The sequence below is a fragment of the Streptomyces sp. NPDC096046 genome (genome assembly GCF_040303285.1).
GTDB lineage: Bacteria > Actinomycetota > Actinomycetes > Streptomycetales > Streptomycetaceae > Streptomyces.
Genome location: NZ_JBEOSZ010000065.1, coordinates 1 through 17,039 on the forward strand (window position 1 = coordinate 1; position 17,039 = coordinate 17,039).

Sequence of the window (17,039 nt, forward strand, 5' to 3'; positions counted from 1 at the left end):
GGTGGCTCCGCCACATGACCGTTCACGGCGCACGCCGATCGCACGCACCGAACGCCGCTCCTTCTTCCACGTAGATCCATCAGAAGCCCCCTAGCGGTGCCCCAGAAAGATCGGGTTCGTGAAGGCCGCCAGTGGTCCGGGCAGCGGCCCCGCCGCCGCCTCGTGCCGCAGTTCGACCCGTACGTACGCCGCGTAGGACGGTGTCGTCCGCCACTCGGCCACGCCCGCACCGGACACCGGCAGGGGGGCACCGGTGTGGACGACGCCCTGGTCGGTGACGAAGCGGACCGTGCAGCGGGGGGCGCCCGTCACGTCGAGGCGGACGGTGACGGGGGTGTCGCGGCCCACGGCGAGCCGCTCGCCGATGCCGGCGTGCCCGCCGCGTCCGCCGGTCGCCCGCAACGACAGCGCGACCCTGGCGGACTCGGCGATGTAGGACCGTCCGGCCCGGATGCCCTCCTGGACGGCCTCGCGGGTCAGGTCCTCGGCCAGGACGACCGTCTGGGGGCTGCCCACCGCGTCCGGGGAGCGGTGGGCGTCGCTGCTGCCCATCGCCGGGAGCCGGCCGCGCCCGTCCCGTACGGACGCCACGAGCATGCTGTCCCAGTCGGCCAGCGCCACCTCGTCGTCGGGCGTGTAGGGGCCGTTCCACACCTCCACCGCGTCCGCCTCGTCGAAGCCGAACTTCCAGTTGCAGCCGACGCAGGTGGCGTGCGGGTGGGCCGGGACGACCAGGCCGCCGGCGCGCCGGATCTGCCGGGCGAACCGGCCGAAGCGGTTGTCGCGGGCCCGGTAGCGCCAGTCGACGAAGGTGCCCGGGTCGGTGCCGAGCGCGACGACGTGCCCGTTGCGGGTGGTGACCTCCTCGCCCAGCATGACCAGCAGGTCGTCCCCGGCCATGTCGGCCCAGTGGGCGTGCGCCGCGTGCGTGTTGTGCTCGGCGGAGTTGATGAAGTCCAGACCGGCGGCCCGGGCCAGTTCGCCGATCTCCGCGGGGGTGCGGCGGCCGTCGGAGTACCAGGAGTGCAGATGGCAGTCGCCCCGGTACCAGGCCCGCCCCCGGCCCTTCGCCCGCTCCGGCGGATACACCGGCTCGACGGCCTCGCCCGGCTCCCCGTACGTCAGCGTGATGGTGATCTCGTACGACAGGCCCTGCGGGGCGACCGTGTACGGGCCGAGCGCGATGTGCCAGGTGCCCTCGCGCACCGGGCCAGGGATGTAGCCGGGCGTCGCCTCGTCCGCGCGGAGGAAGAACTCGGTGCGCGCCCCGCCCGACCAGCCGCGAAAGCCCCGCCCGCCGAGCTCGGTGCCGCGCTCGTCGAAGACGCCGATGTCGAGGGCGTTGCCCAGGGTGCCGGCGGGGACGGAGGGCCGGTCGTAGGTATAGGCGACCTTGAGCTCCCGGACACCGGCCGGGACCTCCACGGGCACGTACACGAAGTCCGGGGAGCCGGGTGGCAGCGTGCCGCGCACGGTTCTGCTCTCCCGGCCCCCGCCGGCCGCCGACGCGAAGCTCACGCTTCCCAACGTAAGCGCGGCCGCCGCTCCCGTCACGAACAGAGCCCGCCGGCCGAACCCGCCGTGGCTGTCCTCGCACATGCTGCTGCTCCCCGGTGTCGTCGGCGACAAGGCATGAGTGGTGCGGGGTGGTGCCCAACCCTTGTAGTGAGGCGTGAACCGGTGTGCAAGGGAAGGGAAGGGGACGGCGGGAAGCGGGGAAACAGCCCGTGCGGGTCGGGTGCTGAGGCCCGCGTCCCGGGCCGGACCCACCAGCGCAGGGCCACCTAAAAATCCGACTGGTCGGTATGGACAGTCGGTCCGCCCTCGTGTACAGATGGCTCATGCGTATCGCCGTGACGATCTTCCTCACCGACGAGACGATCACTCCGACCCGGCTCGCCCGGGAGCTGGAGGACCGCGGATTCGCCGGGTTGTACCTGCCCGAGCACACCCACATCCCGGTGGAGCGGACCACCCCGTACCCGGCGGGCGGCGACCTGCCGCCCGAGTACGGCCGTACCCTCGACCCGTTCGTGGCGCTCGGCCAGGCCGCCGCCGTCACCGAGCGGCTCGGCCTCGGCACGGGCATCACGCTCGTCGCCCAGCACGACCCGATCGTCCTGGCCAAGCAGGTCGCGACCCTCGACCACCTCTCCGGCGGCCGGTTCACCCTGGGGCTCGGCTTCGGCTGGAACGTCGAGGAGGCCGCCGACCACGGCGTGCGGTGGAGCACCCGGCGCGAGCTGGTCCGGGACCGGATGGCGCTGATGCGGGCCCTGTGGTCCCAGGCGCCGACCGCGTACGAGGGGGAGTTCGGGAGCGTCCGGGCCAGTCACGCGTATCCCAAGCCCGTGCGGAACCCGCGCGGCCCGGTCACCGGCCCGCGCACGCTCGTCGGCGGGGCGGCCGGACCGAAGTTGTTCGCCCACATCGCCGAGTACGCCGACGGCTGGCTGCCGATCGGCGGCCGGGGCCTCGGCGAGTCGCTGCCGCTCCTGCGCACCGCCTGGGCCGACGCCGGCCGTGACCCCCAGGCCCTCCAGGTCGTCCCCTACGCCGTCCACCCGACCCCGGGCAAGCTCGCCCGCTACGCCGACCTCGGCATCGAGGAGGTCGTGGCGCAGCTGCCTCCGGCGGGGGAGGCGGAGGTGCTGAAGACCCTGGACGGCCTCGCCGGGTACCTCTGACAACTCCCCTGTGCGGCAGGGCGGTTGGTGATCCCTACTAAACTGCGGGTCAACAACCGGGTCGGGAACACCGGTGCGCGGCTGACCACCGCGCCGGACGGTGTGAGGGGCCCGGCTCACTGTCTTCACGGGGGAGAGCGTCATGCGGCTTGCCTGGTTTTCCTGGCTCCTGCGTCATTTCACCGAGTACGGCTACAGCCAGGGCCTGCTGCGTGCCGCGATCGGCACGACGGCCGTGCTGGTGACCGCAGCGCTGGTCTGGTTCGCCCTGCACCGCCAAAGACCGGCCGCCGTGGCCGCAGCCGGTCTCGTCTCGGCCCTGGGCATCGGATGGCTGGCCTTCCACTGACGGGGCTGCCCCGAGCCTGATCAGCGCACTCGTATGCTCGAAGGATGACGACTTCCGCGACCTCCGGAACCGGCCCCACCGAGAACTCCATGCGTCGCGCCCTGAAACGGGCCAGGGACGGCGTCTCGCTCGACGTCGCCGAGGCCGCGGTGCTGCTCCAGGCGCGGGGTGAGCGCCTGGAGGACCTGTCGGCGTCGGCCGCCCGGGTGCGGGACGCGGGCCTGGCGGCGGCCGGGCGGCCGGGCGTCATCACGTACTCGAAGAGCGTCTTCATCCCCCTGACGCGGCTGTGCCGGGACAAGTGCCACTACTGCACGTTCGTCACCGTCCCCGGCAAGCTGCGCCGGGAGGGTCATGGGATGTTCATGTCCCCGGACGAGGTGCTGGACATCGCCCGCAAGGGCGCCGCCCTCGGCTGCAAGGAAGCCCTCATCACCCTCGGCGACAAGCCCGAGGACCGCTGGCCGGAGGCGCGCGAGTGGCTCGACGCGCACGGCTACGACGACACCATCGCCTACGTCCGGGCCGTCTCCATCCGCATTTTGGAGGAGACGGGCCTGCTGCCCCACCTGAACCCGGGCGTCATGAGCTGGACGGACTTCCAGCGTCTGAAGCCGGTCGCGCCCAGCATGGGCATGATGCTGGAGACCACCGCGAGGCGCCTCTGGTCGGAGCCGGGCGGCCCGCACCACGGTTCTCCCGACAAGGAACCCGCCGTCCGCCTGCGGGTCCTGGAGGACGCGGGGCGTTCCTCCGTGCCCTTCACCTCCGGGGTCCTCATAGGCATCGGTGAGACCTACGAGGAGCGCGCCGAGTCCCTGTTCGCGCTGCGGAAGGTCTCCCGGGCCTACCACGGCGTCCAGGAACTGATCATCCAGAACTTCCGCGCCAAGCCGGACACCGCGATGCGCGGCATGCCCGACGCGGAACTGGACGAACTGGTCGCCACGGTGGCCGTCGCCCGGCTCCTCATGGGCCCGAGCGGCAACATCCAGGCCCCGCCCAACCTCGTCGACGACGAGTACGAGCGGCTGATCGCAGCCGGTATCGACGACTGGGGAGGTGTCTCCCCGCTCACCATCGACCATGTCAACCCCGAGCGCCCCTGGCCGCAGATCGAGCGGCTCGCCGAGAAGTCCCGCGCCGCCGGCTTCGAACTGCGCGAACGGCTCTGCGTGTACCCGGAGTTCGTGCGGCGCGGTGAGCCCTGGCTGGACCCGCGGCTGCGCCCGCACGTGGCCGCGCTGGCGGACCCGGAGACCGGGCTCGCCCGCCCCGAGGCCCTCCCGCGGGGCCTGCCCTGGCAGGAGCCGGAGGAGGTCTTCGTCGCGTCGGGCCGCACCGACCTGCACTCCTCGATCGACTCGGAGGGCCGCACCTCGGACCGCCGGGACGATTTCGACGAGGTGTACGGCGACTGGGACGCCCTGCGCGAGGCCGCCGCCCCGGGCATGGCCCCCGAGCGCATCGACACCGACGTACGGCAGGCCCTGCGCACGGCCGCCGACGACCCCACGAAGCTCACCGACGACGAGGCCCTCGCCCTGCTGCACGCGGACGGACCGGCGCTGGACGCCCTCGCGCGCATCGCCGACGACGTCCGCAAGTCGGCCGTCGGCGACGACGTCACCTACATCGTCACCCGCAACATCAACTTCACCAACGTCTGCTACACCGGCTGCCGCTTCTGCGCCTTCGCCCAGCGCCGCACGGACGCCGACGCCTACACCCTCTCCCTGGACCAGGTCGCCGACCGGGCCCAGCAGGCCTGGGAGGTGGGCGCGGTGGAGGTGTGCATGCAGGGCGGCATCCACCCGGATCTGCCGGGCACGGCGTACTTCGACATCGCGCGGGCCGTGAAGGAACGCGTCCCGGGCCTGCACGTGCACGCCTTCTCGCCGATGGAGGTCGTCAACGGCGCGACCCGCACCGGCATGTCCGTCCGCGAGTGGCTGACCGCCGCGAAGGAGGCGGGCCTGGACACCATCCCGGGCACGGCCGCCGAGATCCTCGACGACGAGGTCCGCTGGATCCTCACCAAGGGCAAGCTGCCGGCGGCCGACTGGATCGACGTGGTGACGACCGCCCACGAACTGGGCATCCGCTCGTCGTCGACGATGATGTACGGCCACGTCGACCAGCCCCGGCACTGGCTCGGGCATCTGCGCACCCTCGCGGGCATCCAGCAGCGCACGGGCGGCTTCACCGAGTTCGTGACGCTGCCGTTCGTGCACACCAACGCGCCGGTCTACCTGGCGGGGATCGCCCGCCCGGGCCCGACCACGCGGGACAACCGCGCGGTCACGGCCATGGCCCGGCTGCTGTTGCACCCGTACATCCCCAACATCCAGACCAGCTGGGTGAAGCTGGGCACGGAGGGCGCGGCCGAGATGCTCCGCTCGGGCGCGAACGACGTCGGCGGGACGCTCATGGAGGAGACCATCTCCCGCATGGCGGGCTCGTCGTACGGCTCGTACAAGTCGGTCAAGGACCTGATCGCGGTGGCGGCCGCCGCGGGCCGTCCGGCCAGGGCCCGGAACACCCTGTACGGGGAGGTTCCCGAGGAGCGGCAGCGGGCGGCGGTGGCCTCGGACGGGCAACTGCCTCAGCTGCTGCCGGTGCTGGACTGACGGGTCCCAGCGGCCCCGGCGTCCGCCGGCTGGTGCTCCGTCAGCAAGCGGCCGGACGCGGCGCCGGGGCTCGGCGGTCGCCCGGGAGCCGCGCCCCGGCCCAGCCACAGCAGCAGCAGGCCGAGGGCACCGGCGAGCGCGGGCCAGTAGACGTAGCGGAAGTCCGTCGCGGGCATGATCGGCAGATAACCGAGGATGTAGGCCGCCGCGCTGATGCCCAGCGCCCGGGCCGGCATCGCGAAGGCGCCCCGGCCGGGCCGGGCGGCGAGCACCAGCGCGACGGCCAGCCAGAACCACCCGCGGAACAGCCAGGGCAGGTCGGCGGCCATCCCCTTGACGTACGTGCCGAGCATCTCCTCCAGCCGGGGGTGCGCCACCTCGATGCCCAGGTCGTTGCGGGTGATACCCGCCTTGTAGGGATAGCCGGTCTCGAACAGCAGTGACGCGAACAGGCGCAGCCGGTACTGGAGGTACTGCGGCACGTGCCCGCCCATCTCCCGCAGCCACAGGGAGGTGATCTCGCCCGAGTCGCCGCGCAGTCCGTCGGCCGGCCGTTCGTAGCACGCCCAGTAGGCGTCGGACAGGGCGCCGACGCGCCGGCACTCGCGCGCCGAGGCCACGAGCCGGTCCCGGAGGGCGGGGGAGACGTCGGCCGACCGCAGCTCCTCCACCCGCAGCACGTGCACCAGGTCGTCCAGCATGATCTGCGCGCCCTGCTTGGTCCGCAGCGGCTCGGCGAACAGCGAGATGGCGACGGCGGGCACGACCAGCGCGACGGCGAGCGCGCCCGTGCACCGCAGCCACGTGCCGCGTCCGGGGGCGCGCCACAGCGCGAGGACGAGCAGGACGAAGACGGGGATCGCCGCGAGGAAGGCGTTCTTGCGCACGAGCATGGCGTAGGCGAGGAACAGCACGCCCAGCCAGAGCAGGCCCCACCGCACGGCGGGGCCCACGCGCCGGTCCCGGACGCGCAGCCCCGTGCACGCGACCGCGCACGCGGCGAGCAGCGCCTGAGCCGCGTGGACGTCCTTCCACACCACTCCGGCGAACGTCAGCACGAAGGGGGCCAGGCCGAGTCCGAGGACGGCGAGCGATCCGCCGCGCTTGCCGGTCAGGTCCCACACGCACTGGGCCAGCACCCACAACGTCCCCCAGAACACGAGCGACTGGAGGACCAGCATGGACGCGATCGAGCCGGTCACCGCGATGAGCGCCCGCCACACCAGGCTCAGCACGGGCGGGTGCCAGTCGGTCAGCGGCTTCTTCCCCTCGGCCTGCCGGAGCTGGTCGAGGCTGTCGGGACTCAGGTAGCCGGGGGCGAAGACGAGGATCGTGGCCAGGCAGCCCACGGCGGCGACGGCGGCCAGGGCCCAGCCCCAGTGCCGCACCCGAGGCATCCATCCCATTTGTCCCATGTGCCGGATGCTAACGGCTCACGATGCGACGAAGACGTAGCGCCGGTAGGCGTAGAAGCGGAACAGGGTCGCGAGCACCCAGCCCAGGACGCGGGCCGTGTTGTCGCTGAGCGGCGAGTCGAGTCCGAGCAGGTGCCGGGAGGCGAAGACGGTCCCGGCGGTGATGGCGAGCCCCACCCCGTTCGCGGCGAGGAAGAGGGCGAGTTCGCGGGTCACCTTCTCGCGGTGCCGGTCGCGGTAGGTCCAGTAACGGTTCCCGGCCCAGCTGAACAGCGCGGCGGCGCAGGTCGCGAGGGCGGACGCCAGGACCGGGGAGGCGCTCATCGGCCCGCCCCGCGCCCCACCGGGCAGCCCGAAGACGAGCAGGTTGTAGCCGCCGTGGTCGACGACGAACGCCAGCGCGCCGACGACGCCGAACTTGGCGGCTTCGCGCCAGATGCCCTGCACGGCGTGGCGCATGGAGCTGGTCACAGAGCTGGAAACCGGCACAAAAGGGAGAGTAGCCACCCGGCGTGCCCTCGCTCGGCGGGCTCGCTCATATCGCATCATTTCCTACTATCGGGCAGCGCTTCGGCCGAGGAGTGGGAGTGGCAGTGGAACCGACGATCGCGTGTGTCGTGCCGTGTCACAACGAGGAGGCGGCCGTCGGCAAGGTGGTCGGCGACCTGCGGGCCGCCCTCCCCGAGGCGGTCGTCTACGTGTACGACAACGCCTCCACCGACCGCACCGCGGAGGTCGCCCGGCAGGCCGGCGCGATCGTGCGGGAGGAGACCCGCAAGGGCAAGGGCAACGTCATCCGCCGCGCCTTCGCCGACGTCGACGCCGACGCGCTGCTCATCATCGACGGCGACGACACCTACGACGCCTCCCGCGCCCGGGATCTGGTGGACCTGCTCTTCGAGGGACCGTACGACCAGGTCGTCGGAGCCCGCCGGGTGACCGACGACGGGGCCTACCGGGCCGGGCACGCCGTCGGCAACAAGCTGCTCACCGGGGCGGTGCGATCCCTGTTCGGCAACGACGTGACGGACATGCTCAGCGGCTACCGCGTCTTCTCGCGGCGCTTCGTGAGGTCCTTCCCGGCGCTCGCCCGGGAGTTCGAGACCGAGACCGAGATGACCATCCACGCGCTGCACCTGCGGCTGCCCACGGCGGAGGTGGTCGTCGACTACCGGGTCCGGCCCGCGGGCGGCGAGAGCAAGCTGCGCACCTACCGGGACGGCTGGCGCATCCTGCGTGTCATCCTCGACCTGGCCCGGCGTGAGCGCCCCTCGCTGGTCCACACCGTCGTCGCCGGGCTCCTGGCCCTCGTCTCGGTCGTCCTCGGCATCCCCGTCATCGCCGACTTCGTCGAGACGGGCACCGTGCCCCGGGTGCCCACGGCGATCCTCGCCGCCGCGATCATGACCATCGCGGCACTCGTGCTGCTCGTGGGCTACATCCTCGAGTCGCTGACGCACATGCGCCAGGAGCAGACCCGTCTGGTGCACCTCTCCTACCCGGCCCCGGTGCGCGCCGCCCGCCACACCGCCCGCGGCGCCGGCACGGGCCCGGTCCCCGTCCGCAAGACCGCCGGCCGCCCCTGAGGCGGCCGGGGCCCCTGAGGCACCGGGGGGACGGCGGACGCGCAGTACGATGATCGGAACCCCGTTTCGGTGCGGGGTCCCGTGACTGAGGAGATGCGTGCCGGTGCCTGCCCGACTTCCTTCGTGGGCCTGGGTGACCGGGCTGACCGCGGGAGCGATAGCCGCGGTGACGGTCCTGGGCGTACAGGCCGACCGAGGCCCGCGCCCCACCGCCACGTCGGCCAAGCCGAGCAGCACGGCCTCGGCGCAACCCGCCCCCACCGCCTCGGCCCCGGCGAGGGTGCCCGACGGCTCCGGCACCGGCCGGCGCATCGTCTACTCCCTCGGCGAGAAGCGGGTGTGGCTGGTCGACGCGAGCGAGGCGACCCGCCGCACCTTCACCGTCTGGCCGGGCTCGGTCAGCCCCGACCCGGGCAGCTACACGGTGTCGTCGCGCAACGCGGCCACGACCGGCTCGGACGGCGTCCAGATCGAGCACATCATGTACTTCGCCGCGAAGTCCGGCGTCTCCGTCGCCTTCTCCAACGCCGTTGACGGAGCCTCGCCGCCGCCCGCCGCCTCCGGCACCAAGACGGGCGGAGTCAGGATGCGGAAGGCGGACGGCACGGCACTGTGGGCGTTCGGCACGGTCGGCACGACCGTGACCGTGGTCAGGTAGCGGGCGTTTCCCCGCGCCGGGCCGACAGCTGGTTGACGATCAGCACGACCCCGCTGAACAGGAAGATCCGGGTCGCGGCGTCCAGCCCGTTCCAGCTCTCCGACTGCCACATCGCGAACCACTCGCCGCCGATCGCGATGAACCCGGCCCCGAACAGCAGCATCACCATCAGCAGCCCGTAGCCGGACATCCGCCGGGCGCGCGCGTCATCGCGCCTGACCCACAGCCAGCTCCCGTATATGAGGACCAGCGCGGCGAGGGTCTCCCAGACGATGATCCCGACGTAGACGGCGTCCTGCAGCCCCTGACTCGTGATGGCCCGCCACATCAGGTCCTCGTCCTTGAACGTGGTGTCCATGGCCAGCACATGCCGGACGAACTGCTGGTTGGTCCCGAAGTCGGTGATGTTCCCGAAGGCGACGAGCGCCGTGTAGAGGGCGATGGTCGCGGTGAGCAGGGTGGCGGCGAGCGACAGGGCGCCGCGTGAGGTGGAGGTGGCCATGCCGATCATTCTCCCCAAGCGCGGCCGTCCGGTGTACCCCGCGCCCGTTGCGCGAGAATGACGGCGAGAAGCCTGCCGGGCGAGTCGAGGGGAACGTACGGATGGCGCGGACGAGACCGACCATGCAGGAGCTGATCAGGCAGCGCGGCCGGGCCGGTTTCGTCGGCCGCTCCGCCGAACGCGCCGCGTTCCGCGCCGACTTCGACACCGCCCCGCATGACGAACGCCACCGCTTCCGCCTCCACGTGCACGGCAACGCGGGCCCTGTGCCGCAGGGCCGTTCTCCACGCGGCGATGGGCCGACCGGAGCAGGCCCGGGCGGACATGGCACGCGTCCGGACGCTGGATCCCGGGGCGCTGGAGAGGTTCGCGGACGTCAGCGTCCTCCCGTGAACTCCAGGAACTCCGACCAGGCACCACCGGTGAACGACAGCCGGGCCCCCTCCTTGTTCTTGGAGTCGCGGATGTGGACGGCGGGGGCCTGAGCGGATATGGCGACCTCGACGCAATCAGGTCCGTCATTGCTGCTGTAGCTGCTCTTGAACCAGGCGAGTTCAGTGGTCACGTCTCGTCTCCCAGAACTTTCTCAATGAAGGCCAGGGACTCTCGGGGTGAGAGGGCCTGCGCCCGGATCATTCCATAGCGCATGTCGAGGATCTGGGCGTCGCGGGGCTCGCTGATCACGCGGTTGTGCAGCTGGGCTTCGAAGTGCCCCAGCACCTTGCCGTCCTGGAACTTCAGGAGCCGGAACGGACCTGCCATGCCCGCGTGATCCTCGCGGTCGGTCGGCATGATCTGAATCGACACGTGCCGCAACCGGGCGACTTCCAACAGGTGTTCGAGCTGGTGGCGCAGCACCATTCTGCCCCCGACCGGTCGCCGTAGCGTGGTCTCTTCCTGGACAAAGGTGATGAGCGGTCGCGGAAGCCGATCGAAGACGGCCTTCCGCGCCATGCGCGCTGCGACGTGCCGTTCGATCTCGTCCTCCGTGTAGGCAGGGCTGCGCATGGCGTACAACGCCTGGGCGTACTCCGGTGTCTGAAGCATCCCGTTGATCTGATGGGTGTCGTAGGCCCCGAGTTCAAGAGCCTCGTCCTCCAGTTTGGCGAGGTCCCGCACCTTCTTCGGATACCGCGCCTTCTCCACGTCCTCCCTCATCGCGGAGATCTTGCCGTCCGCTCCCAGGACCTCATCGGCCTTGTCGAGAAAGTCCGGCTTGGGGATGCGCCGCGCCCGCTCGACGGACGACACCATCTCCTCCCCATAGCCGATGGCCGAGCCCAACTCCGCCTGTTTCAGCCCCGCCGCCTCGCGCCACATCCTGATCTGCCGCCCGACCGTCCTGAGTACGGCCGCCGCTTCCTCGTCCTCCACGCCTTCCCCTCCCACGTACGAGCCGTACGACCTCGTGACGCGTCCGGACAGTCACCCTCCGTACCGAGGTCGTCGCTGTTCAGAGTAGGGACGGACGGCCACGCTGGGTGACATGAGCCAGAAATCCCCCGCCGGAGTCAACGCCCCCGTACGTCACTTCACGCTCCAGTTGTCCGCCACTCGAAGAGGCGCTCGACTGGCTCGCCTGCTCACCGAACGCCAGCTCGACGACTGGGGTGCATCCCAGGACGCCGCCGTGCAGGTGGTGGCGGAGCTGGCGTCGAACGCGGTGCTGCACGGACGCGCCCGGGGCAGGGACTTCCGGCTGGAGCTGAAGCTGCGCGCCGACCGCACGCTCCGCATCGAGCTCACCGATGCCCGGGGCGACCGGATTCCGCGGCCCTCGGGGCCGGTCGCGGACGACGCGGAGGGCGGGTGGGGCCTGCGGATCGTCTCGGCGTACGCGGACCGCTGGGGTGTGGTGGAGGCACCGGCCCACGGCAAGACGGTGTGGGCCGAACTGACCGTGTGACGGAGGCCTCGGTGGCCGATCACGCGGCGGAGACGCCCTCCTCCTACAGTGACTCCACCGCTCCGCGACTTCGAGGAGCGGGATCACACCCCCGTGACGGAGATCGGATGAGCGAGAAGCGCGAGGCGTCCCAGGAGGCCGCAGAGGTCCGCCGGTTCTGGGACCGGCTCGGTCTCCCCGGTCTGATCGACGTCCACACCCACTTCATGCCCGAGCGTGTCCTGCGCAAGGTGTGGTCCTACTTCGACGCCAACGGCCCGCTGGTCGGCGGGCTTCCGTGGCCGATCACGTACCGGAGGGAGGAGGCGGAGCGGGCGGCACTGCTGCGGGACTTCGGCGTCCGGGCCTTCACCTCGATGCTCTACCCCCACAAGCCCGGCATGGCCCGGTGGCTGAACGGATGGGCGGACGACTTCGCCCGCCGTACCCCCGACTGCCTTCACACCGCCACCCTCTACCCCGAGCCGGAGGTGGAGACGTACGTCCGTGAGGCCGTCGAGGCGGGGGCGCGGGTGTTCAAATCCCATGTGCAGGTGGGCGCGTACGATCCGGCCGACGAGCGCCTCGACCCGGCGTGGGGCCTGCTGGCCGAGGCCGGGACACCCGTGGTGATCCACTGCGGCTCCGGGCCCGCCCCCGGAAAGCACACCGGCCCGGAGCCCGTCGCACGGGTGCTGGCGCGGCACCCGCGGCTGCGCCTGATCATCGCCCACATGGGCATGCCCGAGTACGAGGAGTTCCTCGACCTCGCCGAGCGGTACGACGAGGTGCGGCTGGACACGACGATGGCGTTCACCGACTTCAGCGAGGACGTCATGCCGTTCCCGCGCCGGGCCCTGCCCCGGTTCGCGGCACTGGGCGACCGCATCCTGTTCGGCTCCGACTTCCCCAACATCCCCTACCCGTACCTGCACCAGCTCCAGGCCCTGGAACGCCTGGGTCTGGGCGACGCGTGGCTGCGGGCCGTGTGCCACGACAACGCGGCCGCCCTGTTCACCCGGTGAGCTGCTCGCGCACCCACGCCGGGTCGGGGTTGGTGTGCGGGCGGCCCGCCACCACGACGGTCGGCACGGTCTCGTCGCCCCGGTTGGCGGCGCGCACCGCCGCCGCCCCGGCCGGGTCCCGCCAGATGTCCACCCAGTGCAGCCGGCCGGCATCCCGGCCCAGGCGGATGCGCAGCCGCAGGCAGTAGGTGCAGCCCGGCCGCCAGTAGACGACCGGGCGTCCGTCGGCCGCGCTGCGCCGTTGCGCCTCCAGCGCGCCGACCGAACGGGGGAAGACCAGCGGCGACTGCGCGCCCGCGAGGAGGAGGATTACCAGGAGCAGGCCCACGGCCGCACCGGTGCTCCCCCTGAGGATCAGCCCCGCCGCCCCGGCCGTGCCGCAGAGCAGCAGCAGTACCGGCATGGTCCAGGCGCGCTTCATGTCAGCGAAGGGTAGTCGCCGTCTGACGCACCCGGCTCAGCGGAGCCGGTCCACGTACGTGTCCGTGCCCGGCACCGTCGGGATGAACGGGGCAACCAGCTCCACCCTGCCCAGGCCCGACTCCGCCACCGCCGCGTCGAGGCCCGTGAACCAGGGGTCCCAGCACTCCCTCGGGTCCGTCTGGAGGAACCACAGCAGGGTCAGCCGGGTGCCGACGCCCTCGACCTGTTTGACATAGGTCATGCGGTCGCCGGGCAGGGGCGTCGGGCTGAAGGCCGTCACCAGCGCGGCCGGGGAGCCCGCCAGGCGCTTGGGGAGGTGGCGGGTGCGCAGCCACTCCAGGAGGGAGACGCGCTGCCCGGGGGTGTCCGACTCGACGACCTGGAGGACCAGGCCCGCGTAGGGGTGGTCGAGGGCGTGGACGTCGCGGGGGCCGGCCGCTCCGTCGCGGTACACCGTCGCCTCGTGGTGCTGGAACGCGGTGAGGACGTGTGTGCGGTCGTGGTAGACGCGGGCGTCCCGGTTGAGGCGCTTGTTGATGGCGACCGTCCAGCGCATGTGGTCGTCATAGCGGCCGGCGGTGATCCAGTACGTGGAGAGGTAGCAGCCGGCGGTGACGGGCTGGGCGATCGCCGACTTCTCGGGGTAGCGCAGGAGCTGGAGGTCCCGTGTCGCCACCCAGCGGCGGCCCGCGTACATCCAGGGCATGGCCATCGCGCCGGCGTAGTAGTGGTCGTCCTCGTACCAGCGGTTGTACGCGTACTCGTGGCCCGGGTGCGGCTCGACCATGGTGATGAGGGCGTGCCCGGGGTGGGTGCCGTAGGGGCCGACGGCGGCCAGTTCGGCGTACAGCTCGCTGCGGGTGTCCTCGCTCATGCCCTTCCCCTTCGTCGGCGGCTCGCTCATACTCTGACGCTCCGTCAGATAGAACGCCAGGGTTCCGGTCCGGGGAGGTCCTGCCATGTCACTGCTCGCGGGGAAGACGGTCGTCGTGTCGGGGGTCGGGGCCGGGCTCGGGCGGCAGGTCGCGGCGGCGGTCGTACGGGACGGCGGAAGGGCCGTGCTCGGGGCCCGCACGGAGGCGAGCCTGGCGAAGACGGCCGCCGAGATCGACCCCGGCGGGGCGTGCGCCGCGTACCGGGCCACGGACATCTCCGACGAGGCGCAGTGCGAGGCCCTGGCGGAGGTGGCGCGCGAGCGGTTCGGCGGGATCGACGCCGTCGTGCACGTGGCCGCGCTCGACAACTGCTTCGGCGGGCTGGAGGACGCCGACTTCGCGTCCTGGCGGACGGTGCTGGATGTGAACCTGCTGGGCACGCTGCGCATGACGCGGGCCTGTCTGCCGTTGCTGAAACAGGGCGGTGGATCCGTGGTGTTCATCGGGACGCAGTCGGCGGTGGCCGCCCCCTCGCAGGTGCGGCAGGCGGCGTACGCGGCGTCGAAGGGGGCGCTGACGAGCGCGATGTACTCACTCGCGCGGGAGCTCGGGCCGTACCGGATCCGGGTCAACACCGTGCTGCCCGGCTGGATGTGGGGGCCGCCGGTGCGCGCGTACGTGCAGTTCGCGGCGGAGTCGGAGGGGGTGTCGGAGGCGGAGGTGCTGGGCAGGCTGTCCGACCGGATGGCGCTGCCGGAGCTGGCGACGGACGGGGACGTGGCGGATGCGGCGGTGTTTCTCGCGTCGGACCGGGCGCGGGCGATCACCGGACAGTCGCTCCTGGTGAACGCCGGTGAGCTGATGCGCTGACGGCGGTTTCCGGCCACACCCTCCCGTCCACGTACATGAACCGAGGTCACCTCACCGAACTATTTTACGTGGTCTTGACCTTCCTCTTGCTTGCCGTGCACACATCACCGAACCCAGAGTTCACATGCCTGACCCTGGCGGCAGCACCGTGGAAGGGGATTCATGAACGGTCTCGACTGGGCCGTGCTCATCGGCTACTTCGCCGTGATGGTCGCGATCGGCGTCTGGTCGCACAAACGCGTCGACAACGTCAGCGACTTCTTCACCGCCGGCGGCAAGATGCCGTGGTGGCTCTCCGGCATCTCGCACCACATGTCGGGCTACAGCGCGGTGATGTTCACCGGGTACGCGGGCATCGCCTACACCTACGGCGTCACCTCCTTCGTCACCTGGTCCTTCCCCATCGCCCTCGGCATCGCCATCGGGTCGAAACTGTTCGCCCCGCGCATCAACCGACTGCGCTCACGGCTCCATGTGGCCTCCCCGCTGGAGTACCTGAAGAACCGCTACGACCTCAAGACGCAGCAGGCGCTGGCCTGGTCCGGGATGCTGCTGAAGATCGTGGACGTGGGCGCGAAGTGGGCGGCGATCGCCACGCTGCTGTCCGTCTTCACCGGGATCTCCCTCAACCAGGGCATCCTCATCACCGGCTCCATCACGGCGATCTACTGCACCATCGGCGGCCTGTGGGCGGACGCGCTGACCGAACTCGGGCAGTTCATCATCCAGTTGCTGGCCGGCATCGCGATGTTCGTGGCGGTGTTCGTACGCCTCGACGACCACGGCGGCTTCTTCGGCGTGTGGGACTCGCCCGAACTCCAGGGCCACGAGAAGCCGCTGGTCGGGCCGTACGGCACGGTGTTCCTGCTCGCGTTCCTCTTCATCAAGCTCTTCGAGTACAACGGCGGCATGCTCAACCAGGCCCAGCGCTACATGGCCACGCCCAACGCCAAGGAGGCCGAGCGCTCGGCCCGCCTGTCGGCGATCCTCTGGCTGGTCTGGCCGCTGGTGCTGTTCTTCCCGATGTGGATGTCGCCGCTGCTGGTCGACTCGCAGAAGCCGGACGGCTCCGACTCCTACGCCCTGATGACCGAACAACTCCTGCCGCACGGCCTGCTCGGCCTGGTCATCGTCGGGTTCTTCTCGCACACCATGGCCATGTGCTCCTCCGACGCCAACGCCATCGCGGCCGTGTTCACCCGGGACTGCGCGCCGGTGATCTGGGCGAGGGCCCGGACCTGGAACCAGAGCCAGGGCCTGCGGGTCGCCCGGATCGCCACGGTCGTCTTCCTCGGCCTGTCCATGGCGGCGGCGACCCAGGTCAATTCGCCCGCGTTCAAGGACATCATCACGGTCGTCATCAAGTGGGTGGCCGGTCTGATGGGCCCGATGGCCATTCCGATGATGCTGGGCCTGCTGCGCGCGTTCCGCCGCTCCGGACCCACGGCGGCCCTGGTCAGCTGGTCGATGGGCCTGCTCGCCTTCTGGCTGGTGAACTACCCGATCAACTGGAACGTCGAGGGCGGCGTGCCGCTCCAGTACCAGGTGTCGATCCCGCTGGCGGTGTCACTGGTCCTCTACATCCTCGTCGGCTACATCAGGCCGGAGGACACCCCGGAGCGGCTGGCGATCATCGAGCGCATCAACACCGACGACGACGGTGCGGCGGCGGTCACGATCCCGGCACCGGCCGGCCCCGCGGACGAGGTGGTCCGCACGGTCAAGAACTGACCCCACGGCCCGGCCGGCCCCACCGAGCACCTGCCGGGCGACCGCCCCCGACGCGGGAGCGGCCGCCCGGCGGCGGTTCCGGACAACCGGCGAGCCGGCGGTCCCGCCGTCGCCAGGTGCCGGGGACGAACCGCGCCGAAGGTCCCGCCGCGCCGGGCGGCCACTCCCGCGTCGGGGGCGTGCCGCCCGGCACCATGTCGACGTACCGGCCGCGACCGACCCGGGGCGGCGGGGCCTGCCGAGGGACTGCTCGGTGCTTCATCGGTGCGCCGCGGGGCGTGCCGCTTCGGCGGCGTGCCGCGGCGCGCACCGTGACCGGGCCGGGGCGGTGGCCCTTGCCGGGGGCGGCCCCGCCGCGGGCCTGCCGGCGGTCACCGAGGGGCGTGCCGGCGGCCGATGCCGC

The 17,039-nt window shown here is 71.6% G+C and carries 18 protein-coding genes; 10 read left to right on the top strand and 8 right to left on the bottom strand.

From position 1 onward, the window contains the following. Positions 1-90: 90 nt before the first annotated feature. Positions 91-1,599 (bottom strand): CehA/McbA family metallohydrolase, encoded by a 1,509-nt coding sequence (locus ABTX62_RS34405; RefSeq protein ID WP_352119859.1) that lies wholly within the window; start codon positions 1,597-1,599, stop codon positions 91-93. Between the two features lie 242 nt (positions 1,600-1,841). Between ABTX62_RS34405 and ABTX62_RS34410 the strand changes: the two genes are divergently transcribed. The 3 genes from ABTX62_RS34410 (at position 1,842) to ABTX62_RS34420 (ending at position 5,666) form a co-directional block, all read left to right on the top strand. Beyond that, positions 1,842-2,687, top strand: a complete 846-nt coding sequence (locus ABTX62_RS34410; RefSeq protein WP_352119860.1) for an LLM class F420-dependent oxidoreductase — start codon at positions 1,842-1,844, stop codon at positions 2,685-2,687. 142 nt (positions 2,688-2,829) lie between these two features. Continuing rightward, entirely contained in the window at positions 2,830-3,036 is a 207-nt protein-coding gene (locus ABTX62_RS34415; RefSeq protein ID WP_352119861.1) for a hypothetical protein, read from the top strand. 44 nt (positions 3,037-3,080) lie between these two features. Further along, positions 3,081-5,666 (top strand): bifunctional FO biosynthesis protein CofGH, encoded by a 2,586-nt coding sequence (locus ABTX62_RS34420; RefSeq protein ID WP_352119862.1) that lies wholly within the window; start codon positions 3,081-3,083, stop codon positions 5,664-5,666. Here the strand turns inward: ABTX62_RS34420 and ABTX62_RS34425 are convergent. Together ABTX62_RS34425 and ABTX62_RS34430 are read right to left on the bottom strand one after the other, a co-directional pair. Next, positions 5,642-7,081 carry a hypothetical protein gene (locus ABTX62_RS34425; protein WP_352119863.1) on the bottom strand — a complete coding sequence of 480 codons (1,440 nt, stop codon included), beginning with the start codon at positions 7,079-7,081 and terminating at the stop codon, positions 5,642-5,644. The two genes, ABTX62_RS34420 and ABTX62_RS34425, sit on opposite strands and share 25 nt — an antisense overlap. An 18-nt stretch (positions 7,082-7,099) precedes the next feature. Next, positions 7,100-7,570: a GtrA family protein gene (locus ABTX62_RS34430; protein ID WP_352119864.1), complete on the bottom strand. Its 471-nt coding sequence runs from the start codon at positions 7,568-7,570 to the stop codon at positions 7,100-7,102. 98 nt (positions 7,571-7,668) lie between these two features. Here ABTX62_RS34430 and ABTX62_RS34435 point away from each other — a divergent pair, with 98 nt between their 5' ends. Both ABTX62_RS34435 and ABTX62_RS34440 read left to right on the top strand, forming a co-directional pair. Next, positions 7,669-8,667 (top strand): glycosyltransferase family 2 protein, encoded by a 999-nt coding sequence (locus ABTX62_RS34435; RefSeq protein ID WP_352119865.1) that lies wholly within the window; start codon positions 7,669-7,671, stop codon positions 8,665-8,667. A gap of 103 nt (positions 8,668-8,770) precedes the next feature. After that, positions 8,771-9,325, top strand: coding sequence for a hypothetical protein (locus tag ABTX62_RS34440; protein WP_352119866.1), 555 nt, complete (start codon positions 8,771-8,773; stop codon positions 9,323-9,325). Here the strand turns inward: ABTX62_RS34440 and ABTX62_RS34445 are convergent. Then, a complete protein-coding gene (locus ABTX62_RS34445) occupies positions 9,318-9,827 on the bottom strand; it encodes a DUF2165 domain-containing protein (protein WP_352119867.1) in 510 nt (169 codons plus the stop codon). The genes ABTX62_RS34440 and ABTX62_RS34445 overlap by 8 nt on opposite strands. A gap of 216 nt (positions 9,828-10,043) precedes the next feature. Between ABTX62_RS34445 and ABTX62_RS34450 the strand changes: the two genes are divergently transcribed. Continuing rightward, positions 10,044-10,220, top strand: a complete 177-nt coding sequence (locus tag ABTX62_RS34450) for a hypothetical protein (protein ID WP_352119868.1) — start codon at positions 10,044-10,046, stop codon at positions 10,218-10,220. Here the strand turns inward: ABTX62_RS34450 and ABTX62_RS34455 are convergent. Beyond that, positions 10,204-10,392 (bottom strand): DUF397 domain-containing protein, encoded by a 189-nt coding sequence (locus ABTX62_RS34455; protein WP_352119869.1) that lies wholly within the window; start codon positions 10,390-10,392, stop codon positions 10,204-10,206. The genes ABTX62_RS34450 and ABTX62_RS34455 overlap by 17 nt on opposite strands. Continuing rightward, a complete protein-coding gene (locus ABTX62_RS34460) occupies positions 10,389-11,201 on the bottom strand; it encodes a helix-turn-helix domain-containing protein (protein ID WP_352119870.1) in 813 nt (270 codons plus the stop codon). Before ABTX62_RS34460 ends, ABTX62_RS34455 begins: the two co-directional genes overlap by 4 nt. A gap of 112 nt (positions 11,202-11,313) precedes the next feature. On the opposite strand from ABTX62_RS34460, the gene ABTX62_RS34465 reads away from it, so the two are divergent. Both ABTX62_RS34465 and ABTX62_RS34470 read left to right on the top strand, forming a co-directional pair. Then, on the top strand, positions 11,314-11,733 hold the full coding sequence (locus ABTX62_RS34465) for an ATP-binding protein (protein ID WP_352119871.1): 420 nt from the start codon (positions 11,314-11,316) through the stop codon (positions 11,731-11,733). 107 nt (positions 11,734-11,840) lie between these two features. Further along, on the top strand, positions 11,841-12,737 hold the full coding sequence (locus tag ABTX62_RS34470; protein ID WP_352119872.1) for an amidohydrolase family protein: 897 nt from the start codon (positions 11,841-11,843) through the stop codon (positions 12,735-12,737). Here ABTX62_RS34470 and ABTX62_RS34475 read toward each other — a convergent pair. Both ABTX62_RS34475 and ABTX62_RS34480 read right to left on the bottom strand, forming a co-directional pair. Next, positions 12,727-13,158: a glutaredoxin domain-containing protein gene (locus tag ABTX62_RS34475; protein ID WP_352119873.1), complete on the bottom strand. Its 432-nt coding sequence runs from the start codon at positions 13,156-13,158 to the stop codon at positions 12,727-12,729. The genes ABTX62_RS34470 and ABTX62_RS34475 overlap by 11 nt on opposite strands. Before the next feature lie 36 nt (positions 13,159-13,194). Beyond that, complete coding sequence (locus ABTX62_RS34480; RefSeq protein ID WP_352119874.1) at positions 13,195-14,034, bottom strand: hypothetical protein; 840 nt, start codon at positions 14,032-14,034, stop codon at positions 13,195-13,197. Between the two features lie 85 nt (positions 14,035-14,119). Here ABTX62_RS34480 and ABTX62_RS34485 point away from each other — a divergent pair, with 85 nt between their 5' ends. Further along, on the top strand, positions 14,120-14,905 hold the full coding sequence (locus ABTX62_RS34485; protein WP_352119875.1) for an SDR family oxidoreductase: 786 nt from the start codon (positions 14,120-14,122) through the stop codon (positions 14,903-14,905). Positions 14,906-15,067: 162 nt separating this feature from the next. Beyond that, complete coding sequence (locus ABTX62_RS34490; RefSeq protein ID WP_352119876.1) at positions 15,068-16,636, top strand: sodium:solute symporter family protein; 1,569 nt, start codon at positions 15,068-15,070, stop codon at positions 16,634-16,636. Positions 16,637-17,039 lie beyond the last annotated feature (403 nt).